This is a genomic window from Alkaliphilus pronyensis, from assembly GCF_009017275.1.
Lineage (GTDB): Bacteria > Bacillota > Clostridia > Peptostreptococcales > Natronincolaceae > Alkaliphilus_C > Alkaliphilus_C pronyensis.
In genome coordinates this window covers 37,075-62,040 of record NZ_WBZC01000001.1, presented here as the reverse complement: position 1 = coordinate 62,040, position 24,966 = coordinate 37,075, and the positions used below count along the sequence as shown (strand labels likewise).

General features: G+C 34.3%; 22 protein-coding genes. 17 read left to right on the top strand and 5 right to left on the bottom strand.

Annotated features, from left to right (window positions below; all coding sequences use genetic code 11):
* Window positions 1-6 precede the first annotated feature (6 nt).
* Both F8154_RS00265 and F8154_RS00260 read left to right on the top strand, forming a co-directional pair.
* On the top strand, window positions 7-1,011 hold the full coding sequence (locus tag F8154_RS00265; protein ID WP_151859576.1) for a hypothetical protein: 1,005 nt from the start codon (window positions 7-9) through the stop codon (window positions 1,009-1,011).
* A gap of 142 nt (window positions 1,012-1,153) precedes the next feature.
* Window positions 1,154-1,633 carry an ACT domain-containing protein gene (locus F8154_RS00260; protein WP_243141110.1) on the top strand — a complete coding sequence of 160 codons (480 nt, stop codon included), beginning with the start codon at window positions 1,154-1,156 and terminating at the stop codon, window positions 1,631-1,633.
* Window positions 1,634-1,689: 56 nt separating this feature from the next.
* Here the strand turns inward: F8154_RS00260 and F8154_RS00255 are convergent, their stop codons facing one another.
* A complete protein-coding gene (locus tag F8154_RS00255; RefSeq protein ID WP_151859574.1) occupies window positions 1,690-3,657 on the bottom strand; it encodes a methyl-accepting chemotaxis protein in 1,968 nt (655 codons plus the stop codon).
* 166 nt (window positions 3,658-3,823) lie between these two features.
* On the opposite strand from F8154_RS00255, the gene F8154_RS00250 reads away from it, so the two are divergent.
* From F8154_RS00250 to F8154_RS00235, 4 genes are all read left to right on the top strand, one after another.
* Entirely contained in the window at window positions 3,824-5,128 is a 1,305-nt protein-coding gene (locus tag F8154_RS00250; protein ID WP_151859573.1) for a hypothetical protein, read from the top strand.
* 201 nt (window positions 5,129-5,329) lie between these two features.
* A complete protein-coding gene (locus F8154_RS00245; protein WP_151859572.1) occupies window positions 5,330-6,655 on the top strand; it encodes a glutamate--cysteine ligase in 1,326 nt (441 codons plus the stop codon).
* The gene (locus F8154_RS00240) at window positions 6,633-7,955 is read left to right on the top strand and encodes a glutathionylspermidine synthase family protein (RefSeq protein WP_151859571.1); all 1,323 of its coding nucleotides are present in this window, start codon (window positions 6,633-6,635) and stop codon (window positions 7,953-7,955) included. Before F8154_RS00245 ends, F8154_RS00240 begins: the two co-directional genes overlap by 23 nt.
* 200 nt (window positions 7,956-8,155) lie before the next feature.
* Entirely contained in the window at window positions 8,156-9,349 is a 1,194-nt protein-coding gene (locus F8154_RS00235) for an AI-2E family transporter (RefSeq protein ID WP_151859570.1), read from the top strand.
* Window positions 9,350-9,367: 18 nt separating this feature from the next.
* Here F8154_RS00235 and F8154_RS00230 read toward each other — a convergent pair whose 3' ends face one another.
* Complete coding sequence (locus F8154_RS00230) at window positions 9,368-10,222, bottom strand: DMT family transporter (RefSeq protein WP_151859569.1); 855 nt, start codon at window positions 10,220-10,222, stop codon at window positions 9,368-9,370.
* A gap of 169 nt (window positions 10,223-10,391) precedes the next feature.
* Between F8154_RS00230 and splB the strand changes: the two genes are divergently transcribed.
* The 8 genes from splB (at window position 10,392) to phoU (ending at window position 19,262) form a co-directional block, all read left to right on the top strand.
* Window positions 10,392-11,417 carry a spore photoproduct lyase gene (gene splB / locus F8154_RS00225; RefSeq protein WP_151859568.1) on the top strand — a complete coding sequence of 342 codons (1,026 nt, stop codon included), beginning with the start codon at window positions 10,392-10,394 and terminating at the stop codon, window positions 11,415-11,417.
* Between the two features lie 184 nt (window positions 11,418-11,601).
* Complete coding sequence (locus F8154_RS00220; RefSeq protein ID WP_151859567.1) at window positions 11,602-12,168, top strand: HD domain-containing protein; 567 nt, start codon at window positions 11,602-11,604, stop codon at window positions 12,166-12,168.
* A 202-nt stretch (window positions 12,169-12,370) separates the two neighbouring features.
* On the top strand, window positions 12,371-14,665 hold the full coding sequence (locus F8154_RS00215) for a methyl-accepting chemotaxis protein (protein ID WP_243141109.1): 2,295 nt from the start codon (window positions 12,371-12,373) through the stop codon (window positions 14,663-14,665).
* A gap of 123 nt (window positions 14,666-14,788) precedes the next feature.
* Complete coding sequence (locus F8154_RS00210; protein ID WP_151859566.1) at window positions 14,789-15,814, top strand: PstS family phosphate ABC transporter substrate-binding protein; 1,026 nt, start codon at window positions 14,789-14,791, stop codon at window positions 15,812-15,814.
* 140 nt (window positions 15,815-15,954) lie between these two features.
* Complete coding sequence (pstC, locus tag F8154_RS00205) at window positions 15,955-16,881, top strand: phosphate ABC transporter permease subunit PstC (RefSeq protein WP_151859565.1); 927 nt, start codon at window positions 15,955-15,957, stop codon at window positions 16,879-16,881.
* A gap of 3 nt (window positions 16,882-16,884) precedes the next feature.
* The gene (pstA, locus tag F8154_RS00200; protein ID WP_151859564.1) at window positions 16,885-17,802 is read left to right on the top strand and encodes a phosphate ABC transporter permease PstA; all 918 of its coding nucleotides are present in this window, start codon (window positions 16,885-16,887) and stop codon (window positions 17,800-17,802) included.
* Between the two features lie 17 nt (window positions 17,803-17,819).
* The gene (pstB, locus tag F8154_RS00195) at window positions 17,820-18,599 is read left to right on the top strand and encodes a phosphate ABC transporter ATP-binding protein PstB (RefSeq protein WP_151859563.1); all 780 of its coding nucleotides are present in this window, start codon (window positions 17,820-17,822) and stop codon (window positions 18,597-18,599) included.
* Between the two features lie 12 nt (window positions 18,600-18,611).
* Window positions 18,612-19,262, top strand: coding sequence for a phosphate signaling complex protein PhoU (gene phoU, locus F8154_RS00190; protein WP_151859562.1), 651 nt, complete (start codon window positions 18,612-18,614; stop codon window positions 19,260-19,262).
* A gap of 52 nt (window positions 19,263-19,314) precedes the next feature.
* Here phoU and F8154_RS00185 read toward each other — a convergent pair whose 3' ends face one another.
* Both F8154_RS00185 and nhaC read right to left on the bottom strand, forming a co-directional pair.
* The gene (locus F8154_RS00185) at window positions 19,315-20,481 is read right to left on the bottom strand and encodes an FMN-binding protein (protein ID WP_151859561.1); all 1,167 of its coding nucleotides are present in this window, start codon (window positions 20,479-20,481) and stop codon (window positions 19,315-19,317) included.
* A gap of 171 nt (window positions 20,482-20,652) precedes the next feature.
* Window positions 20,653-22,059: a Na+/H+ antiporter NhaC gene (nhaC, locus tag F8154_RS00180; RefSeq protein WP_330577812.1), complete on the bottom strand. Its 1,407-nt coding sequence runs from the start codon at window positions 22,057-22,059 to the stop codon at window positions 20,653-20,655.
* A gap of 606 nt (window positions 22,060-22,665) precedes the next feature.
* Here nhaC and F8154_RS00175 point away from each other — a divergent pair.
* Window positions 22,666-22,845: a hypothetical protein gene (locus F8154_RS00175; protein ID WP_151859560.1), complete on the top strand. Its 180-nt coding sequence runs from the start codon at window positions 22,666-22,668 to the stop codon at window positions 22,843-22,845.
* Window positions 22,846-23,046: 201 nt separating this feature from the next.
* Window positions 23,047-23,898 carry a universal stress protein gene (locus F8154_RS00170; RefSeq protein WP_151859559.1) on the top strand — a complete coding sequence of 284 codons (852 nt, stop codon included), beginning with the start codon at window positions 23,047-23,049 and terminating at the stop codon, window positions 23,896-23,898.
* Window positions 23,899-24,022: 124 nt separating this feature from the next.
* On the opposite strand, the gene F8154_RS14940 is transcribed toward F8154_RS00170, so the two are convergent.
* Complete coding sequence (locus F8154_RS14940; protein WP_192930088.1) at window positions 24,023-24,190, bottom strand: hypothetical protein; 168 nt, start codon at window positions 24,188-24,190, stop codon at window positions 24,023-24,025.
* A 229-nt stretch (window positions 24,191-24,419) separates the two neighbouring features.
* Between F8154_RS14940 and F8154_RS00165 the strand changes: the two genes are divergently transcribed.
* The gene (locus tag F8154_RS00165) at window positions 24,420-24,863 is read left to right on the top strand and encodes a MarR family winged helix-turn-helix transcriptional regulator (RefSeq protein ID WP_151859558.1); all 444 of its coding nucleotides are present in this window, start codon (window positions 24,420-24,422) and stop codon (window positions 24,861-24,863) included.
* Window positions 24,864-24,966: the final 103 nt, after the last annotated feature.

The following is a 24,966-nucleotide window of genomic DNA, read 5'->3' as shown; positions in this document are numbered from 1 at the left end:
AGGAGATTGTTTTATTTAAGAATGGGTCCGAGGTTTTTATTTATTCGAACTAAAGCAATTGATGAAATGAAGAGCTTCCTTATTAGTAGACTAGGGGGAAAGATAACATCCTTTCATGATGGTATGAACCTAGCTACAGAGAGTAGCACCTTCTGTTTTTTAACAGATACACAGCCAGTTAAAACCTCTTTAGAGGATGTAAAGGAAATAATTCTAATTAATGAGGTTGCATCAATATGCCTAGTAGAAATTGTTAATAGTCATATTAATGAGCTAGTGCATAGAATAGATATGGGGCCAGCCTCAATGGTTATGAGAATAGCTGGTGATGAAGGCAAAATTGTAGATATACTTAAGGAGGAATATCAGGGGCAACTGGTGGATTGGATTGAAGGCATAAGATTAGGAGAAAAGGGTGATACACTTTTAGCCCTAACCAACAAGCCAATAAATGGACCATTAAATGAAACGGATTTTTTACAACCGAATTTACTGCTACCATATAATGCAGGCTATATACAAAAAAGACTAAGGATAGAAGGCTTAAGGTTTATTACCCAAAGTCTTGAAAGTGGAGAATGGTATGAGTTTAGAATTAACATATATGACTCATATGGAAAGTATAAAGAAAATTATAAAAGATTAGTGTTTATTCTAACGAAATTAGAAATTGGAATGATATTGGGGGAGTCATGGACTAGGGATCACGCACTACTATTATATTCGGTTTTAGCCTTTCAAGTAAGATTATTTACATTTTATACCCCAGTAGAGATTAAAAAAGTATTAATGGCACTGGAATACACCTTAGATGGTAAAAGACTAGTTGATTATGACCTGTACTATAGGAATAAAAAGGTATCATGGGTAGATATTGAAAAGGTTAAGGGAAAAAGAAATAAGGTAGAAGAAAGCCAAAAATATAGAAGGCAGTTATTGGAAAGACTTTCTAAAGAGGACACCAAGCAATTAACTAATATGGAGGAGGAGCTACTAAAATCTCTAGTTTAAATCACTATATTAATCTCTAGGAATTATAGATACAATATAACCCATATATATTTAGGACAAAAGTTTACAATATATTAAAAACATTGATTTTTCGTTGATACCGATAGGCAACTATGATAGTATGTACACTATGCAGCAGCAAATGTATATGCCATTAGAAGGGATGAATATATCTATGGAAATCGACAAAAATACCTATTATTTAGTTTTGGCCAAGGTACTGCCTGAGGTTTTTATTAAGGCACTACAGGTAAAGGAGCTATTAAGAAAAGGAGAGGCCACAACAATTCAACAGGCTGTTGATATAGTAGGTATCAGTAGGAGTGCTTATTACAAATATAAGGATGCTATTTTACCATTTAATGAGATAAGTAAGGGTAAAATTATAACAATAGCCCTACTGCTGGAGCATACACCTGGTGTACTTTCCACAATACTTAATGAAATAGCAAAGGTAAAGGGTAGCATATTGACTATGAATCAAAACATACCTCTACATGGTACAGCCAATGTAACAATATCCTTTGAAACTAAAAACATGCTGGTGGATATGGAGGAACTAATTCAGACACTTGAAGGTCTGGAGGGTGTTCATGAAATCAATGTGGTTGGTAAGGAATAAAGCTCTATTATATATAAAAGCCTTAGTCATAATTGACTAAGGCTTTTAAATACTGTTTAAAGCTTAAATTGTTTTATCTGTTCAGATAATCTGTCTGCCAGTAGATTTAGTTCATTAGCAGCATTTGCAACGTCTTCTACTGCACTTGCTGTCTGCTGCATCGATGCGGTTACCTGCTGTGATGAAGCAGCTGTTTCTTCTGAAACGGCAGATATGTTTTCAATAACTGCTACTATTTGCTCACCGTCTAGGTTCATTTCCTTAACATACTCACTTATGTCATGTATTTTTTCTGTTATTTGCCCAATAGAGCTAGAAATTGCATTGAAGGAGGAAGAAACATCCTGTACTGCAACTGTTTGCTCCTGATTATGTGATTTAACTTCCTTCATTATATTAACAGTATTGTTACTCTCAGATTGAATGTTTTCAATTATACTTCTAATTTTATCGGTGGAATTACTAGATTCCTCAGCTAGCTTTCTAATTTCATCGGCTACAACAGCAAAGCCTCTACCGGCTTCGCCAGCTCTAGCAGCTTCAATAGCAGCATTTAAGGCTAATAGGTTGGTTTGCTCAGCAATATCACTAATTGTTTTAAGAATAGAGCCAATAGATTGTGCTTTTTTATCTAGCTCCGATATAGCTGTTTCTATTTTAAGTATTGATTCTCTATTAGCAACACTTTTATTTGTTAAGCCAGTAACAACCTCTATACCCTTATCGTTTGCATCAATAACATCTTGAGATAATTCCAGCATTTGCTGTGAATTGCTGCTTAACTCATCAAACTTTCCAGATAAACGATTTGTCATTACAGCACCTTTTTCAGCTTCTCCTGCTTGCTCAGAAGCTCCCTTTGCAATTTCCTCTACTGTACGACTTACCTCTTCTGTTGATGCATTTGTCTCTTCAGAGGTTGCAGCTAAGGTATCTGCCGCCTGGTTTAGGTCACTGGTCATACCCTGTATATTCTTCATTAAGGAACTTAAGTCTTCAATCATAGAGTTTAAGCTAGTGGCAACTGTTCCCACCTCATCCTTTGTTTTAATCTTACTACGTATTGTAAAGTCACCTGAGCCTATAAGCTTCATTTCCTCAACTAACTTTTTAAGGGGCTTTGTAGTCATGTTAGAGAAGATGAAGCCAATAACAATAGCTACTATTAACGCAATAGCACCGTTAATCATGGTATCATTTAAAATAACCTGGGTATTTCTATCTATTTCTTCATATCTCATTATACCGACTACCTTCCAGCCAGTGTTTGCCAATGTGTTAAATACAGCAAATCTCTTATCGCCATCTAATGTATAATCTACTATACCTGTTTCATTTTCTGCTAGTGCAGTGGTTAACTCAGGTACTGGTAGCTTTTCCCCATACTCAATTGTAGGGTGAACATAAACTTCTCCATTGGGTGAAATAAGGGTTGCATAACCATCCTCCCCTATTTTAATATTACTAATTAAGCTGGATAAAACATCTAGCTGTACATCTACGGCTAAAACCCCAACAAAGCTACTGCCATTGTAAACTGGCTTTGCAACTGAAACAATTAAGCTACCAGAGCCAGTATCTACATAAGGCTTTGTCCAAATTAGATCATTGGCTGTAACTGCATCTATATACCAGGGTCTAGTGGTGGGGTCAAAGTCATCCGATAAAGGTACGTATGGATGCATATGCATTACTTTATCTTTTGTACCTATGTAGGCATATAAAACATGGGGATTAGCTTCGGTGAAGGCACTAAACAGACTTAGCATGTCATCCTCCAGCTCTGGGTCCTCTAAAATACCCTTTACGGCTTGGGAATCACTGAGCATGTGGGTGTTAATCTCTAATGCCTCCTGAAATAAGCTTAAAGCATTATTTGACTCATAAATAGCCTGCTCGGATGTTAGCTGAAGCTCCTTTAGAAGAACCTCATTGGCACTTCTGTAATTCATAAAGCCAAGGAAAAAGGTTGGTAAAACAATTAGTATAACAAGAATACAAAGCATTTTGGCTTTAATAGACATAAAATCCCTCCTTTTATAATAAAAAACTATATAGCATATATTCGACAAAAACCTACAAGCTCCTTCAATACAATAACCAGAATTTTCAAAAAAATCTGCTCCTATGCTATTGACTGATATTTATTGGTAAGTATGTAAATAATATATATCATATGGAGGTGGAGGTATGAAAAAAGCTATTAATCTATTATTTATAGTAAGCTGTGTAGTTATGCTGGCATCCTGTAGTGAAATTGGAAGGGAAAGGCCACTGCCACAAAATGATTTATCAATAAAGGAGGCAGATTTAAAACAGGATATTTATAATATCAATGGTGTAGAGGTTAAGGATGGAAGCCTTTATTTTACAGGAAGGACAGAAGAAGGCTTTAACTATTACTTAATCAACAATGGAAGCCAAGAGGAGGTAATTTTTGAAGGACTTGAGAATTATGAGTGGTTTACCCCCTTAAAGGAAAGGGATGCTTTATATGTTGATTATAAAAGCCAATTATATCATCTAGCCCAAGAAAAAAGGATTAAAATTGATGAAGGAGTCTCTGGAGTCAAAGCTACCAACGTAATAGTATCACCCGATAGAAAAGCTGTTCTATATACAAAGACAACAGAAGAAAAGGACAAGCTAATACTGTTAAGCTTAGATAATTACAATTTAAAGGTTATTAAAGATGAGTTGTCTGAGGACCAATTAGAGGACTTCGTAAGAACCACCCATTGGAGTGAAAATGGAGGCTATTTTGTTCTTAATAATAAAGAAATATATAATAAAGAGGGAGGCTATATAGCAGAAATAGATGCACTTTCATTGAAATGGGCACCAAATGATGAATTAATTGCCTACATAAAAACACCTGCAACTAATGAGGAAAACAGCATAATAGTATCCGAAACAAAAACCAATATAGGATCAGACTTTTGTATCTTTTCCCTAAAGGATTTAAATAGTAAAGCTTTGTTTTCCACAAGGGAGGGTCTTTTGAATGTCAACGATGTTATCCAATGGAATGATAGTAGTAACAGGGTAGCAATAGCTGTAGGAAATATTAAAAAAATAGATAATCACTTTGAGGGTATCGACTATAAAAAAATACTAGTTTTTGATTTAGAGCAGGACAAAACCAAAATATTAGATAATATGGACTATAACTTCTACAAATTCATTTTTGATGATTATATTACTGCCTATAGTTTAGGCAAAAGAGAACCACTATTGGTAATGAACATAGCTACATCTAAAACCAAGCTCTTCAATGGCCCCTTAATGTTAAATAGTAGAGATATGTTTGTTATATCGCAAAAAAATAAGGGCTATTTAGTCAATAATAATAATCTTATGGAAATAGATAGCAAAGGCAAAGAAAAGATGATATACACCTTCCCCTGGGAGGTTAAAGAAGTCTATTATGACCCTAAGCACAACAGCCTTATTATAATCAATAATAATGAAAAAATATATTGGTTAAAAATATAGTTTAATATCTATAGGTTTAAAGTAATATCAAGGAGGGTATATTTAATTAGATATTTATTACTACTAAGTAGAATTGATGTCAAGGGTAAAAATTGATTTAATTTCTTTTTGCTATGGCTAATCTAATATATAATTAAAATATTAATTGGGTAAGGTTATAGTTTTTATTATAACACTTGCTAAAAAAAAGGTGGGAGAAGCTTGGAATATCAAGATAAAATTAACAGTATATGCGACATACTTAAGTCGGGAGAAAAACCACCGACAAACCATAAAATAGGTGTAGAGTTTGAGCATATAATAGTGGAGAAAAACAGCTTTAAGTCTATTAATTATTACCAAGATGAGGGTATTGAGACAATTCTAAAAAAAATGCTACCTAAAGGATATACGCCAAAATATGAAAACAGTAATTTACTGGGGCTAGAAAACCATATAGGGGCTATAACCCTAGAGCCAGGTGGACAGCTGGAGCTTAGCGTTAAGTCTTGTATGGACATAAAAGAAATAGAAGAATACTATATGAAGTTTTTGGGGGATATAATACCTATACTGGAGGAGCAGAAGCAATTACTGATGGCAATAGGCTATCATCCTAAAACAAGGATAAAGGATATTCCCTTTAATCCCAAAAAAAGATACCAATACATGTCAAATTATTTTGAGGGAAGGGGTAAATATCCCCATAACATGATGAAGGGGACTGCTTCATTACAGGTTGTAATAGACTATAGGAATGAAGAGGATTTTATTAGAAAATATAAGGTTGCAAACCTATTATCTCCATTATTATCCTTAGCCTCAGATAATGCACCAGTTTTTGAAGGAGAAATCTTTAACAAAAATAGCATACGAAGCATTATATGGGATAATACTGATTCCAAACGTGGTGGTCTATTGGCTGGAGCTATGGATAAGGATTTTGGATACAAAAAGTATGCAGAATATATCTTGAATACACCTCCAATTTTCATTATTAAGGATAATCAGCTAATATTGACTAATGACTTAAAAACAGAAGACCTTATGGATATGTATGATTTAACCACCGCTGAAATAGAGCATATTATGTCTATGGTTTTTCCAGATGTAAGACCACGTAAATACATTGAATTACGTATGGGTGACAGCTTACCCTATCCTTTAAATCTTGGGTATGTAGCCTTGATAAAGGGTCTGTTTTATAATGAGGATTCACTAAACTATTTGTATAGCCTTGCTGAAGAAACTGATGACCAACAGCTAGGTGCCTATAGAAGAAACGTTATTGATAAAGGCTTTAATGGAATGTTTAGAGGTAAAAGAATAAATGAAGTATTACCATTAATAGTTGATTTAGCAAAGAAGGGGCTAGGGAAAGAGGAGAAGGCCTATTTAGATGCAATAGAGGAAATGGTTCTGCAATTTAAAAACCCTGCAATTATATCAAAGGAGCTAATAAAGGAAAATGGAATTCAGGCTTTAGAATGGTGTGGTTTAAACCAATGGGTGGGGAGGAATAGCAATGGAAGTAAAGGAGTTATTTAATGACTATAAAAAAGAACTATTAAAGAATAAAGAGGACTTCATAAAGGAATACAAAATAGTTAAGCAGGCTGTTGAGGAATCACCTGCAAGATATAAGGGTAAGCCGGTTGAGTTTCTTTATCAACCAATGCTTTTATCAGATGAAGATCTAAATCAATTTGATAAGCTAACACAGCAGCTTATGACAATATTAAATAAGGTTATAGACAATTACCTTATGAATCCTGATTTTCGAAAGTGCTTTCATTTTTCTCCCCTATTAGAAAAGCTTATTCTAAAGGATCACGGCTATAGGAACAATATACCTATGGGAAGATTCGATATTTTTTATCATTATGATGGAGGCTTTCAGTTTTGTGAGCTTAATGCTGATGGATCCTCTGGAATGATAGAACAAAGGGAGCTTCAAAGGATATTTCTAAACACAAGGGCTATTAAAAACCTACAGTATGAGCTAAAAGGGTTTCAGCTATTTGATTCCTGGGTTGATGCCTTACTGGAGAACTATAGGGAATTTAGCAAGGATGACAGAAAACCAAATGTTGCAATTATGGATTGGATTTCCACAGAGGTACCTAGTGAATTTATAGAATTTAAAAAATCCTTTGAAGAGAAGGGATGTCCTACAGTAATAGTAGATCCTAGATGGTTAAAATATAAGGAGGGAGCCCTTTATTACGAGGATTTTAAAATCGACTGTATTTATAGGAGAGCGGTAACTTGGGAGATAATCGAAAGGGCCCACGAGATACAGGATTTCCTAGATGCCTACATGGCAGGAGATATTTGTGTGGTAGGACCTATTAGGTCACAAATAATACATAATAAAATTATATTTGCCATTCTACATGATACAGAAAAAACCTCCTTTTTAACAGAAGAAGAGAGAGGCTTTATTAAAAACCACATACCCTATACTACTATTTTTAATAGTAGTGACAATAACATGGTGAGCTATACCATAGATAACAAGGATAAGCTTGTATTAAAGCCTATGGATAAGTATGCCTCTAAAGGGGTAAGAATTGGAAGAGACTTTAATAATGATGAATGGAAACGAATTATTATGGAAGAGGCAACAGAGGATTACCTATTACAAGAGTTTTGCAGTGTACCCACCATGCCTATGGCAAAGTTTAGTGATGATGATGTAGATTTTTATGATTTTAATTATATAATAGGATTATTTATGTATAACGGAAGATTTCAAGGGCCATATACTAGGGTAGGGACCCATAGCATTATCGGCAGTATAGTTGAATGCTATACAGTACCTAATTATTGGCTAAAGGAAAAGTAATAAGCAATAACATATGAGTTAACTACTTTCCACAGGTTTATTTTCGTTGCTAGCTGGTTATATTCTAAATAAGCTGTAACAAGAAAAACGTAAAACCATCAATTAAAAGCTAATTAAATACTAAATCTTAACATTTACATAATAGCTAATTTTCTATAAATGATGTATAATGATAGAAAAAATAATAAGGATGATAGCTAATGAGGATTAAACTAGATAATAATTATTTTAAATACTCCTTTTATGGTTTTTTGACGGTTGCAATGTCAATAATATTTTACCTTTTGCTAAATAATGTGGGGTTTTATTTAAAGAGCTTTTCAGTTGGGTTTGCCATTACAAGAAAGATACTCAGTCCCTTCATAATAGGAGCTTCTATAGCCTACCTCTTAAGTCCAGGAGTTCGATGGCTAGAAAAAAAGGTCTTTATAAAGATAAACTTTATTAGTAAACGAAAAAAGCTTCACAGGCTTCTAAGTATATTAACAATGTATATAGTTTTAATTACCTCTATAACACTATTAGCTGTTTTTATTGCACCACAAATAGGCAATAATATAAGCGATATTATTACCAGCGTTCCAGAGTATATTACGGCCACAGATAACTTAATTAATAAATGGTCTTATGAAATAGAGGCATTTAGTCAAATAGATATAGCTACCCATATAAACCAAAAGATTAATGAAGCCTTTGATAACATAAGTCAATCATTAGAAGTAATTTTAAATAATGTTGCCTTAAGTGTTATATCTATTACCTCGGGGTTATTAAACTTTGTTTTAGGCCTAATACTATCCTTTTATATGCTAATGGACAGAGAATCCTTTAAACAGGGCTTTGTAAAAATCTTAAGAGTAATGTTTAGTGATGTGACTGTAGATAAAATTAAGGATTTTGCAAGGGAAGTAGACGACCTCTTTGCAAAATTTATTGTAGGTAAATCATTAGACTCCTTTATAATTGCATGCTTATGCTTTATTGGACTAAAGATTATAGGTATACGTTACGCCCTGTTATTAAGCGTGATTATTGGTGTTACAAACATGATTCCATACTTTGGACCCTTTATTGGTGCAGTACCAGCTGTAATTATTACCTTCTTTGATAGTCCTTTAAATGCACTATGGATAATAATATTTATTCTTGCTTTACAGCAGTTTGATGGGCTTATTTTAGGGCCAAAAATATTAGGAGATAGTGTTGGAGTTAGCCCCTTCTGGATTATTTTTTCAATAGTAGTAGGTGGCAAGCTATTTGGTGTTATAGGAATGTTCTTGGGGGTTCCCGTTATAGCAATTATTAGATTAGTAGTAAATAGAGGAATCGATAGACAGCTAGAAAAAAGGAATCAAAGGATAGAGAAAAGGAAAGCTTCCAATACCACAGTTTAAGTCTGGCTCAGCATATATCTATGCTGAGCTTTCCTTTCTTTTAACCATATAATTTATAAATCCGCTAACAATTATTAGTAATATACCAAACAAGCTATATATATCTGGTATCTCTAAGAAAAAAACAACACCAATAATTGTAGAAAAAATTGTTTTGCCATAGGAATATATTGATAAGGCCCCTGCTTCAGCATATCTATAGGAAAAGGTCATTAATAGCTGAGCTGTGGTTGCAAAAACCCCAACTGCCAATAAAGAAATTAGCTGTGGGAATGTAGGCATCACAAATTCTCCAAACAGTAAAAATGGGATGGAAATAATTGTTGAAAACCCAGTAAAGTAAAACACTATAATATGTGGATGATCAGTAGTACGTAAATAACGGATAATTGTATAAGCAGATGCAGCGAAAACAGCTGAAGCAAGTGCAGCAGCGGCAGGAATCAATCTATAGTTAAACTGGGGCTTTACTATAAGGGAAATTCCAACTATAGCAAGGAAAAAAGCAGCATATTGCTGTTTTTTAATTTTTTCACCAAGAAAAAAGGAAGCTAAAAGCAAAACAAAAAATGGGTTAGTTTGATTTAACACTACCGCGTCGGCTAAAGGTAAATGGTCTATTGCAAAAAAGTAAAGAAATACACCAGTTAATCCCAATAGAGAACGATAAATTAAGTATTTGGTATTATTACCTTTAAAGCTAACCTGTGACTTCCTTAGCACATAGCTAGCATAAATGAACCCCACAACATTTCTAAAGAAAACCTTCTCCATTGTAGGCAAATCTCCAGAAAATTTAACGGCAGTTGCCATTAAAGCAAAGAAAAGTGAAGATAAAATCATTAATGTAATACCTTTATTTTGACTCTTCATAATAAACCTCCAGTAATAAGCACTAAAAATAATTATACCCCAATAGCTTAATAAAAAATAGTTAATTATATACTATTTATATATATTCTACATTGATAAAAGAGTTAATAAAGTTGTGTATGGAATGAATAGTATGTGGAAAAATAACCTCATTAAGGAGGTTGATTACATGGAGCTATGGAGGCCTGATCGTGTATATTTTGAGGCTGATGCAAGAAATACAGTAATAGGAAGAAGGGTTAGGGATTATTGCATAAAAAATAATGTAGAAATGCTAGAAACAACATCCCACAACCAAGTGAGAAACTTACCAGGGGAAAATGAAAAGGCCAAATATGCAGCAGCAAAAAAAACCCTAATAGTGGGGATAAAGCGTAGCATGAAGCTTGAAGTTTGTAAGCCTTCGGCAGACTATCAGTTTTCTTTAATGACAAATTGTCCAGGAAGCTGTGAGTACTGCTATCTATTTACAACTCAAGGCAAAAAACCATACGTTAGAGTATATGGTAACCTAGAAGAACTGTATGATACAATTGATAAGTATATAGAAAAAAAGCTACCCCATACAACTATGTTTGAAGCTGCAAGTACAGGTGACCCATTGGGGGTTGAGCATATAACTGGTGCCCTTAAGGAAACCATTGAGCATTTTGGAAGACTTAAGCAGGGTAAGCTTAGGGTTGTAACAAAATACGCTGCTGTTGATCCGTTGTTAGACATAAACCATAATAAGAATACTCGATTTAGGTTCAGTATAAACACTAATTATGTAATTAAGAACTTTGAGCATAACGTAGATAATCTTTGGGATAGGCTAAAGGCAGCAGAAAAGATGGCATTAGCTGGCTATCCATTAGGGTTTTTAATAGCGCCAATTATATTACATGAAAACTGGAAAGGCCAGTATAAGGAAATGCTAGAGGCCCTACACAATCATATAGGGCAGCAGCAAAATAGCTTTATTACCTTTGAGCTAATACAGCATCGCTTTACAATGAATGCAAAGAACATAATAGAAGAGCGATTTCCAAACACAAAGCTGGAGATGGATCCCGAAAAACGTTTAAAAAAGTGGGGGAAATATGGTAGGGTTAAGTATGTGTATGAAAAAAATCAAGCACAAGAAGCAAAGGATTATTTAACCGGCTTAATAAAACAGTATTTTCCAAATGGACACATTCAATATTTTACTTAAGCTTGACAGCAGCCTTAAGCAGAGGATACTTTTATTATAGATAAATTGTAATTACCAATCATACAGTAGCTGTGTTTTCAAAGGTGCAACCAAATATATTAAGTATTTTCAAACTATTTGAAAAAAAGCTAGATAAGGATTATAATAGATGAAAAATACAATAATTATTAATTGGAGGTAAGCAATGAATAGAAAAGATGCCTTTGAAATACTTAAGAAGTATGTTAAGTCCGATAGCTTAATAAAGCATTCATTAGCTGTTGAAGCTGGCATGCTTGGTTACGGAGAGCTACTTAAGGAGGACGTTGAAAAATGGGGGATTACAGGCTTAACTCATGATATAGATTTTGAAATGTATCCAAATGAACATCCCTTTAAAGGAGAAGAAATATTGAGAAATGAAGGTTTTCAAGAGGATATAATATATGCAGTAAAAGGACATGCTGATTTTACTGGAACAGAAAGGGTTTCTAACTTAGATAAGGCCCTATATGCTGTAGACGAGCTGGGAAGCTTTATAGTTGCATGTGCCCTTGTAAGACCCTCAAGAAGCTTTGATGACTTAGAGGTTAAATCTGTAAAGAAAAAAATTAAAGATAAAGCCTTTGCAAAGGCAGTCAATAGAGATATTATAAAAAAAGCAGCAGAGGAGTTTGGTATAGAGTTATCTACTCACATTGAAAATATGATAGGCTTTTTGAGAAAAAGAGAAGCACAATTAAAGGAGCAAGGCTATAGTCTGTTAGATTAAGAAAAAAATATAGCTGTTAAGTAAACAAGGGAATGTCATGGTGACATATACCCTTGTTTCTAATTTAACGGAAATTTAACATAAAATTAATTCCTGTAAAAAGAATCAAGGTTATACTTGTTATTAGCGGGATTAATTACTACGGTTAATATTTATTTGTCGGTAGCTTTCGGAAGTAACAGACTATATAGGGGGAACAGAGATGAAGAAGATGATAGGACTTATGAAGAAAAGAATCGTTCAACTTAAGTATAGAATGAAGGGCTTATCTGTAAGGATTTTTACACCAGTGAAGCTACTATTTAATAAACTTAAACTTAATAGGGGAAGAATAAAGCCTATTAATACAATTAATAAAATGAAAAAGAAGCCCATTGCTAATGGGAGAAAGAAAACTATAAACCAAAGGGCCTCCCTATTAGATAATTTAAAAATTAGATATAAACTACTTTTAATGATAGTAGTTACAGGTCTGATTCCAATTATTATATTAAGCAGCTTAAGTATACAATCCTCCAGTACAAGTATAGAAAATGAAATTTTAAAGGGTAATCAGCTCTATACAAACTTAACAACAGAACGTATTAATGATTACTTCTACAATAGAGAAGGAGAGGGAAAAGTATTAGCAGGGTCAAAGCTAATAAGCGAAGGCTTAGAAGCACTTAATCAGTATAGCTTAAGTAGAGCAGAGGAAGAGGAGCTATTAAAAAGCTTTAGTAAGTATTCAAGTCCAATAATAGAAAAGCATAAATACACAGATATATTTATTACCAATATGTATAATGAGGTGGTATATAGTAACACCTATCAAAGGAATGATATTGCCCCACTGGCCTTCTCAGGTGATTTTGTAGACAAGGGAATGAGTGGTCAACAGAATTGGTCTAACATATTTTGGAATAGCTTTATAAAGGATAATCTAATAGTATTAACAACACCTGTGTACTCCAATACAAATAGTGAAGTTCCTATTGGTACATTAAATGTTGTTTTAAATCAAGGGAGAATAAATAATATTGTTCAAAGTGGAATTACAAGACTTGGTCCAAATGCCGATTCATACTTAATAAATGCAGAGGGCTTATTATTAACAGATACCTTGAAGGATATTTATAGCAACGGTGCAGCCCTAAAAGAGACAATTGAAACTAATGGGTCTAAATTACTTTCTGAGCCATTAACCACAGGTAACTATGAATTTAATGAAACCCATACATATACTGGCTATGACGGAAAAAAGGTAATAGGAACACTATCAGTAATAGAAATAGGTAATACACCAGCAGGACTAATAATAGAAGTTGCTGAGGAGGATGCATACAGGGAGGTAGCTTCCTTAAGCGAAAACATACTATTTATTTCCATAGTAATTATTTTAATAAGCACCATTATAGCCATTTTATTAGCTCAAACGATAAGTAAGCCTATAGCTGGATTAATAAATATTACAGATGAAATAGCTGATTATAATTTGTCGGATGGAGGAAATTCTTTAAAAACCAACAGAAAAGATGAAATTGGAAGCTTAGAAGCAGCGATTACCAAGATTAAGTATAATTTCAGAGAGCTTATTAAAAGAGTAGAGGATTCAGCAACATTGGTTGCTAACTCTTCACAAGAATTGAAAAACAACTCAATGCAGTCCACTATGTCTTCAAATGAGGTTGCAGTAAAAATAAGTGAAATTTCACAGGGCTCCTGGCAGCAATCCCAAAGTGCAAAAGAGAGCTCAGATAAGAGTAAAGAATTAAGCTTTATTATATTAGAGGATTTTAAAAACCTATCGCAAATGACAGAGGCTACAGATAAGGTTGCTAAATTAGCAGAGTCAGGTCTACAGGTAATAGAGGTTTTATCTAAAAACACACAGGAGTCCAATAGTGTAAATAAAGAAGTACAGACTAAAATGATTAAGGCAAGTGAAGGATCTAAGAAGATAGAAGAGGCAAGTAAGCTTATAGAAAATATAGCCGATAAAACCAACCTACTGGCACTAAACGCAGCTATAGAAGCTGCACGGGCAGGAGAATATGGTAGAGGCTTTACTGTTGTAGCAGATGAAATTAGAAAGCTGGCTGAGCAGTCTAAGGAATCAGCTAAGGTAATAGATAGAATAGTAAGTGATTTAAGAAAGGAAACAGAAGAAGTAACAGAAGAAATGAAAAATCTAGTTGGCATAGCAAAGCATCAAGAGGATAGTGTCACCTTAACTAAGGATAAGTACTTCGAAATTGCAGAAGCAGTTGCAATGCTTGAAACGAAGGTTAATACCTTAAATGACTCTAGTAAAAAAATTGATGAATTAAGGGTAGAGGTTGAAGATAAGATTCAAGAATTAGCTGCTGTATCAGAGGTTAATTCTGCAAGCACCGAGGAGGTTTCAGCCTCAATGGAGGAGCAAACTGCCTTTATGGAGGAGATTAATAGCTCCAGCCAATCTCTTGCTACCTTAGCCTTTAATCTTAAGGAGCTGGTAAGCAAATTTAAGATATGATAGCAATAATACATAACATTCTCTTAACATACGGTTAACTATCGCATAACAAAACCGAATATGAATTACTGTATATTATTAACTGTAAGAAATAAAACATAAGTCAATAGGAGGTTGTATTTGATGTTAAAGAAAATATTTCTAATTCTATTAGTTTGCACATTGGCAATAACTGCTGTAGCTTGTGGTGGCGGAGCTGAAGACGACTCAGCAGCTGGCGGCGAAAACCAAGAGCAACAAGGTTCAAACGAAAATGAAGAGCAAGAAGAAAAGCTTGAGGGTGCTGTTATAGTTGATGGATCAGGAACAGTGTATCCCCTAATGGCACATATAGCTGAAGAATACATGACAAAAGAAGAACCAAATGTAAGTGTACAAGTAGGACGTGCAGGATCAAGTGCAGGATTCAAGAAGTTTATACCAGGTGAGTTAGACTTTGCGGATGCTTCAAGACCTATTAAGCAAGAAGAGTTAGCACAGCTTGAAGAAAAAGGACTAGAGTTAGGTAAAGATGTATTAGAGTTCAAACTTGCCCTAGACGGATTAGCAATTGTAATTAATAAAGATAATGACTGGGCAACAGAAATGACTAGAGAAGAAATTGTAAATATGTACTTATCAGGAGCATACAAAGCAGATGACAAGGTACTATGGTCAGACGTAAGATCAGAATGGCCACAAGAAGAAGTTAAGTTCTATGGACCAAACGAAAACCACGGAACATTCGAGTTCTTCTATGAAAAAATTCTTGACGAGCAAGACATGGTTAAAACAGCTAACCTACAACAAGAGTATTCAACTCTAGTAGATTTAGTATCAAAGGACAAAAATGCTATTGCTTTCTTTGGATATGGCTACTATGCTAGCAATACAGATAAGCTTGTTGCTGTAAAGGTTGACTTTGGAAATGGACCAGTTGAACCAAACCTAGATACAATTGGTGAAGACTTAGCATATGCAGGATTTACAAGACCAGTATTTACTTATTTAAATGCTAACTATGCAAGTGAAAAGCCACAAGTACTTGATTTTGCAAAGTATGTTGTATCTCCAGAAGGAGCTGCAAGATTAGCTGGAGAGAATGGATTTGCTCCACTACCTGCTGCTCAATATAACGAATACCTAAAGCAACTAGAGCAAATTAAATAAAACTAAATCATTAGTTAATATTAGACAAGTAAAGCTTAAGATGAGATAATTTCTATCTCATCTTAATGCTGTTTATAATTGAAACAATCTGTACATGAGTTAATGTAATTAATTCAACATGCTAGAAAGGATAATTTAAAATGGAAAATCAAACTAATGTAAGAGGAATTATAAAAAAGAATCTTGCCAATGATAAAGGTAGGTTCGTAGAAAACCTAATGCCTAGAGTTTTTCTAGTTGCAGCCTCTATTTCAATTTTAACAACCATTGGGATTGTACTAACATTAATATTAGATGCCTACAAGTTCTTTAGTCAAGTTCCCCTAAGGGAAATCTTCAGTACAAAGCTAGCACCACTGTCTGCCAATCCATCCTTTGGAATATTACCAATAATAAATGGAACAATAATAACCTCCTTCATTGCAATGTGTGTAGCTATTCCAGTTGGACTAACAGCAGCCATATATTTAAGTGAATTTGCCTCAGATAAAGTTAGAAGAATTGTCAAGCCTATAATGGAGGTTTTGGCTGGAATACCAACAATTGTTTATGGTTTTTTTGCTTATTCCTTTGTTACTCCTTTACTGCTACTATTAATTCCAAACCTTGAAGCTAAAAATGCATTAAGTCCAGGAATTGTGATGGGTATTATGATTATTCCCCTTGTGGCATCCCTATCGGAGGACGCCATGAATTCTGTACCAAACGCCTTGAGGGAGGGAGCATTAGCTCTGGGTGCTACAAAGCTAGAAGTAGCCTTAAAGGTAATTGTGCCTGCTGGCTTTTCTGGTATACTAGCTTCCTTTATACTGGGAATATCACGTGCTATTGGAGAAACAATGATTGTTGCAATAGCCAGTGGAAGCTCTAAAAACTTCACCTTTGATATAACCCAATCGATGCAAACCATGACTGCCTATATTGTTGAGTTTACCAGTGGAGATGCTGGAAGTGGTACACTTGGCTACTATAGCTTATATGCAGTTGGATTGTTGCTATTTTCCTTTACTCTTTTCATGAATTTAATAGCACAGTATATATTAAAAAGATTTAGAGAGGAGTACTAAAAAATGAGTTGTGAAATAGAACATAAAGGGACCTTCAATACCCTTTTAAATATAAACAAGATCAAAAAAAATCTAACTAGAAGAATAATGATAGATAAAATTGCTACAATGATTTTCTTTGGCTCCACATTATTTGCATTACTGGTTTTAGGAATACTAATATATAGAATATTTACACAGAGCATAGGGTGGTTAGACCTTCAATTTCTTACAAGCACCCTGTCTATATTTCCTGAAAAGGCAGGAATTTTGGGAGCCATTATAGGAAGCTTTCTATTAATGATTATTGTGGCTCCAGTAACTATAGTTTTAGGGGTAGCTACAGCCATTTATTTAGAGGAGTATGCCAGTAAAAGCAAATTTCAAAGCTTTGTTAAAATGAATATATCTAATCTTGCAGGGGTACCGTCTGTAATTTTTGGACTATTAGGATTAACAGTTTTTGGAAGGCTTTTAAATCTAGGCTCTAGTATACTAGCTGGTGGGTTAACTATGTCATTATTAGTTCTGCCTATTGTTGTAGTAGCAGCTCAAGAGGCTGTTCGTGCTGTTCCAGGGTTTTTGCGAGATGCTTCATATGCAATGGGGGCATCGAGGTGGACAACAATTAGAAAGGTTGTTTTACCAGTGGCATTACCAGGAATATTAACGGGTTCTATTCTTGCTCTTTCAAGAGCCATAGGAGAAACAGCTCCCCTAGTTGTTCTAGGTATACCAGCCCTAATCTTGAGAATACCAACAGGCTTTATGGATAACTTTACTGCACTACCTATTCAAATATACTATTGGACATTAGATGCAGTTTTAACTAGGGAGTATGCTAACCTAGCGGCAGCCACTATTGTGGCTTTAATGGTTATGCTGGCTATGATGAATTCAATAGCAATTATTATTCGAAATAAATTTCAAAAGAGATACTAGAAATAGGAGGATTTTCTATGGTGAATAAAGAATTAGCTAATAAGAGGAGCATATTTAAGGTTAATAAATTAAATCTTTGGTATGGTGATGACCACGCACTAAAGGATCTTGATTTTGAAATGAAGGAAAACAATGTCAGTGCCATAATTGGACCTTCAGGCTGTGGTAAGTCCACCTTTATTAAAACCCTTAATAGAATGGTTGAGCTTATTCCAAGTGTAAGAACTTCAGGGGAGATACTTTTTAATGGTAAAAACATATTCGATAACTCATTTAGAGTAGAAGAGCTACGTACTAGGGTAGGCATGGTATTTCAAAAGCCTAATCCCTTTCCTAAATCAATATTTGAAAATGTAGTATATGGTGCAAAAATCCACGGAATTACTAGAAAATCTCATTTAATGGAGATAGCAGAAGCCAGCTTAAGGAGCGCTGCTTTGTGGGATGAGGTAAAGGATAGGTTAAATGACAATGCCTATGGCTTATCAGGCGGCCAACAGCAAAGGCTCTGTATAGCAAGATCCATAGCAATACAGCCAGAGGTATTACTAATGGATGAGCCCACCTCTGCACTAGACCCAATTGCAACAGCAAAAATTGAAGAACTAATAATTGAGTTAAAGAAGGAATACACTATAGTTATAGTTACCCATTCCATGCAACAGGCTGCTAGAATCTCAGATGAAACTGCCTTCTTCCTTATGGGTGAGTTAATTGAAAAGGGTGATACTAAGGGGATATTTACAACACCTAAAGATAAAAGAACAGAAGACTATATTACAGGGAGATTTGGTTAAGGGGGGAAAGTAATGAGAAGGAATTTTAACACTCAATTAAATGAATTGAACATTAAGCTTTTAAAAATGGGGGCTATGGTTCAAGAAATCATTGAAGCTTCTGTAGAAGCTTTAGCAAAGCAGGATTTAACGCTGGCAAAAAAAATATATGAGATGGACGACGAAATAGACAAAATTGAGCTTGAGATTGAGCTGGAATGTATGAATTTAATAGCTTTACAGCAGCCTATGGCTAAGGATTTAAGAGTTATTGCTACAATCCTTAAAATGATAACTGATTTAGAAAGAATGGGGGATCATGCAGTTAATATTGCAAGAGTGACCTTAGAGATAGGTAATGAACCATTAATTAAGCCCTTGATAGACATACCTAAGATGGCAAAATTAGCTCAAAACATGGTGAATAAAAGCTTAAACGCCTTTATGAAGCTAGACGTAAAGCTTGCAGAAGAGGTGGCCCATGATGATGAAGAGGTGGATCAGCTTCATGAATATATCTACACAGAGCTAATGGATATGATGATTAAAAACCAAAAAATAGTAAAGCAAGCAACTAATCTTATTTTCATAAGCCGTTACCTAGAAAGAATTGCTGACCATGCAACTAATATTGGAGAAAGAACTATATATATAGTAACTGGGGAAAATGTAGAGATTAACTAAAATATTATAAGGACCATCCATTAGGAGGGTCCTTATAATATACATAAAACCTTTATTTTGCTTTATCTAAAGCATTTTTAATAGCTTTTTTGGCTCCATCTGTCGATTCTGTAGCACCAGTCATACCATCTATGCCATCAATAGCCGATATGTTTTCTAGTGTAATATTTAAGCTGTTTACAGCATCTACAACCTCTTGTGCTGCTACATCACCAAAGCCCTTAGTCTGGGTTTTTTCTGCCAGCTCCCTATCAAGCTCTACCCTTGAAACCTTACCGTCCTTAACAGTTACAGCAACTCTAATAATACTACCCTCATAGCCTTCAGAATAGCCCTTAGCCTCACCAACATAGGTACCGTCCTTTAAAGTGGGCTTTTGCTCTTGAGGCTCTTCTACAGCTTCGGTTTCTTCCTCCGAGCTTTGACTTTGGTTGGGTTCCTCACTAGTTTCCTCTTCCACTACTTCCACTTCTTCTTCAACCTCTTCTGTAGTTCCTTCTTCCATTTCTTCTAATTCCTCTAGGCTTATGGCACCATTAGAAAAGGCGTTAATTACAGCATTAATTGTTCCCTGGCTTGAAACAGTAGCACCTGTAACGGTATCAATATCGGTAGATTGATACTCCATTATGCTTTCTATGGTAGCCTCAGCAGCAGTGTCTCCAATAGTAGGAGTATCGCTTATTTCTAATATTTCTATTGAAACAATCTTGCCTTCAACCACCTCAACCCTTACCTTGATGTCTCCATCTTCGCTGTATCCAGCAGCAGAGCCTTCGTAAATGCCATCTTCAAATATCATTGGCTCAGGCGGAGCTGTAGCTTCCTCTTCAGTAGCTTCCTCATCAGTAGCTTCCTGAAGCCCTAAAGCAACCTTAACCGCCTGTATAGTACCATTACTGGTTTTTGTTGCTCCTGAAACCACATCAACATCAGTAGATTGACTAGCTATTATCCTTTCAATAATTTCCATAGCAGCAGTATCACCTAATCCTGGAGTGTCGTTAATCTCCAGCAGTTCAATTGAAGAAATCTTTCCTCCATCAATTTTCACCTCAACAGTAATTTTATCATTGTAGCCTTCACCTGTACCTGTATAGGTGCCATCTGAGTAAACGGCTGCATCTGTGCTTCTTTCAATTAAAAGCATTCCACCTGCTAATATAGCTATGGTTAAAAGTGGTAATAAAACAATTGCTATTTTTTGATGTTTATCCAATAAAAACACCTCCTAAATAAGTATAACATTTATATAATACCACACTGTTGCTAAGTTTAAAACATTATTGATTAATATTCATAATATAAAGAAAACTTATCCTTAGTAATAATAAAGATTTACTAAAAATAAAAGCAGCTTCCTATAGAAGCTGCCCTGTAGTTTTTATTGTTATGCTGTTGCTTTTTCAGACTTTTCAACAGGTGCAATTGTAATACCAAGAAAACCATAAAGAATATTAATCAATGGTAGTAATAGATTTAAGAAGGCATATGGTCCATATACAATAGGCGATACACCTAATGTACCTATCATAAAGGCACCACATGTGTTCCAAGGAATAAGTGCCGAAGTAACGGTACCAGAGCCTTCTAAAGCTCTAGAAAGCACCTTAGGATGAATACCCCTTTCAATATAGGCATCCTTATACATTCTACCTGGTATAACAAGAGACAAGTACTGCTCACCTGTTACAAGGTTTACAAATATACAAGTCACTACCGTAGATAAAATTAATGAACCTGTACCAGAGGCTAGTGCTAATATACCCCTTGCAACGGCGTGTAGCATACCTGTTCTTTCCATAACACCACCAAAGGCTAAAGCAATTAATATCAGAGAAACTGTCCACATCATGCCGTCTAAGCCACCACGGCTTAATAAATCATCTATAATAGGCACACCAGTTTCAATAGACATTCCATAATGGGCTGCATCTATAATAGCTCCAAAGTCTGCGCCCTGGAATAGAACTGCAAATAAAGCACCTAAAACAGTACCTGAAATTAGTCCTGGTAATGCTGGAATCTTCATAACAACAATCAAGATTACTACTATAGGTGGAATTAATAGTAATGGTGATATAGTAAAGTTTTCAGCCATTGTGTTTAATAATAAATCAATTTGAGCTGTATCTAAGGCTTTATCGGCATATCTTAAGCCAAGAACTCCATAAATTATTAATGATATAACTAGAGCCGGTGCTGTTGTGTAGATCATGTGCTTAATATGCTCAAATAAGGTGGCACCCGCCATGGCTGGAGCAAGATTAGTAGTATCTGATAATGGTGACATTTTATCTCCGAAATAAGCACCCGATACGATTGCACCTGCAACCATTCCGATAGGCATTCCAAGACCTGTACCAATACCCAGCAAGGCGATACCGACTGTACCAGCAGTTGTCCATGAGCTACCTGTTGCTAGAGATACTATACAACAGATTAAAGTGGTTGCAACTAAGAAAATTCCTGGAGATAATATTTGTAGTCCGTAATAAATCATTGTTGGTACTGTACCACTTAAAATCCATGTACCAATAATTGTTCCGATAACCATTAAAATTAGTATTGCCTGCATCCCCAGTTTAATAGTGTCAATAATTCCTTCTTCAAGCTCTGTCCAAGAAAAGCCTAGCATAGTTATAGCAACTATACCTGCTACTACAGTTGCCATAATAAGTGGAATGTGTGGTGAAGCTTCAAAAACAATAATAGAGATTGATAAAACTACTAATAAGAATAAAATAGGAATTAAAGCGTGTAATACTTTTGCCTCCTTCTTAGGCTTAATACTCATAAATTCTCCTCCCCTTTAATAAATTACTTGTCAAAAAACTAACCCTTTCCTTAATCATCACCCCTTTTAATTATTTCTTAACATATATAGATAATAATACCATAGTCAATCAGAAAATTCAAATTAATTTGAAGAATTGCAATTAATTATACATTTTATTTATGCATAAATAATTTGTATATTCCTCATTAGGGGTATTTAATATAAAAAGCTAGATATAAAAAACATAATAAAATATATTATAAAGGAAATTGCATAAAAATACAAATAACTATATATGTAAAACCTCTATAAATGGCTAAAAATAGCATGTTTTTTCTTATAATTATTCTTGGGTATTCAAAGACATTAGAAGAAACAATAAATATAGAAATAGAAAACAATCATTAAAAATAAAAATATTTAGTAGATAATAATTGTTTTTTAATCCAATAATATGTATAATATTATACACATACCCCCTACACGGGGGGCATAAAAGGAGGAGTTTATATGAATATACAAGTTACTGAAGCAGCTAAGGAAATACTTATAGCAGAAAATCCTGAGGAAAAGTCTATAAGAGTATATGTGAGCGGTATTGGCTGAGGTGGTCCAAGATTCGGCTTGTCTCTGGATGAGGCAAAAACAACTGATATTATAAAAAAAGTCGATGGATTAGAGTTTGTTATAGAAAAGGACTTAGATGAGCAATTTCCTGCTATTGAAGTAGACTACAGAAAGAACATGTTTAGCAAAGGCTTTGCAATAACATTAAAGGGTAATAGCGGTGGTTGTGGCAACTAAAAGTTAAGAGCTTAAAAACTCGGCATCCCAATGTAGCCTATGGTTGATATGTTGAAATAATCATTATACACAGGGGGTGTCGAGCTTTGTTTTGATAATATAACTTTTAATCCATCAATAAAAAATTGATAATTTCCATTGTAATTGGGAATAAGTAAGTAAAATATATATTATAAATAGTGTTATGGGAGAGTGATATGTATGTTGATGAAAAAAGTACTTATAGCTACAGATTTTTCACCTGCTGCCGATAGATTATTGAATTGTATAGATGAGCTTAAAGAAATGGGGTTAGAGGAGGCTGTTATTGTACACGTAATTGACATAAGGTTAGGCGAAGAGTCATCACCCTCCTTGCAAATGAGTAATGATAAGAAGCTGAAGGATATAACAGATAGGTTAGAAGCCCATAGCATTAACTGCAAAGTATATACACCTCTGGGATTTGCTGCAACCGAAATTGTTCAAATTGCTAAAATAGAAGAAGTATCCATAATTTTGATAGGCTCTAGGGGTAGAAGCGTTATAAAGGAAATATTTATTGGTAGTACTACCTTTGATGTAATTAGATTGTCGGATGTACCTGTTTTAATAGAAAAGTATAAAAAGGATAAAGAGAATCAACTAATAAATGTTTGCATTAATAAATTTGAAAAGATATTACTACCAATAGATTTTTCCAATTGTTCGTCATTTATTATAAATGAGATTTTAGAGTCGTCATTATTAATTAAAGAAATAATTTTATTATCAGTGGTTGAGGAGGGAGAAAGCAAAAAAGAGTTAGATATTAAAAAGGCTCAATATAGGGAAAAGCTTCAAGAGTTTGCTGAAGGTTTTGAAAAGAAAGGGATAAGTGCAAAGACTGAAGTCTTACATGGCATTCCCTCTAAAGCCATTACAAAAACCGCAGAAAAAGAATTAGTAACCTCAATAATAATGGGTACTAGAGGGAGAGGATTAATAAAATCATTGCTTTTAGGTAGCACTTCAGATGCCGTAGCAAGAACAGCAACTAGACCTGTTATCTTAATACCCTGTAATAAAAAATAGCATAACAAAACCCCATTTGAAGTTTAAAAACTCTGCAATATTAGGTAGCCTATAGGCTGCAAATGTGGAGTTTTTTTGTGTCTTAATATAAATAAAGCATCATGAAACTTAATAGGATACTTAATTAATTGCATTCAACAGCAATTGCACAGGCTGTACCATCTTCTAAAATCTTAAAAATCTGCATTTCAGATTTCCTAGACAGAAATATTTCTATAAAGCAATCACTGCAAAAATATCTAGATTTACTTAAACGACCTATATCTACATTACCACAGATGGGACATTGCATTGTTATCGCCTCCCTGTAAATAAATGCATTGCAATTTCAAACCTTTAGACTATCAAAATATCTAACCTAAAAAAATAACAGAATATGTTAAATATATTATATATCAAGCTACAATAGAAAATCAAGAGTAATTTGAATTTCAAATCATTATTATTATGTTTTTTACTTGTTTATTTGAAATTTTAACAAAAATATATATAATATATTTAGGAAAGGTAGGTTGATATGTTTGGCAGAACGAGAAATAGCCCATATGATTCAAGATTTTTTTATATATTTTAATAGCTGGATGCGACATCAATATAAAAAGCATAGCAGTAATCAAGACTTTACCCTAGCCCAATATAAGGTGTTATTCATAATTAAAGACTTAAGGGTAAGCAATATGTCTTTATTGAGCGATATTGCTGAAGTCAGCAAAGGCACCATGACAACTATGTTAAACAAATTAGTTGAAGAGGAGTATGTAAAAAGAACCTCCTCTTTTAAGGATCGTAGAAGTATATATGTTTCACTAACGGATAAAGGGGAAAAAAAGGTTGAAGAGATGCATAGTAAATTTATGCTTTCAATGATTGAAATAATTGAAAGCACCAGTAAGGAAGAAAAGGAAAAGCTACTACAAGGAATAATAGCTCTAAATAATTTATTTAAGTCTAAAGGTAGTCAATAGGAGAAAGCAAACTCTTGTTGGCTACTTTTTTAATTGTTCATTATATGCATCAATGAATGGTATTATGCACAGGAGTCTTAAAATTTTCATATGATATAATACG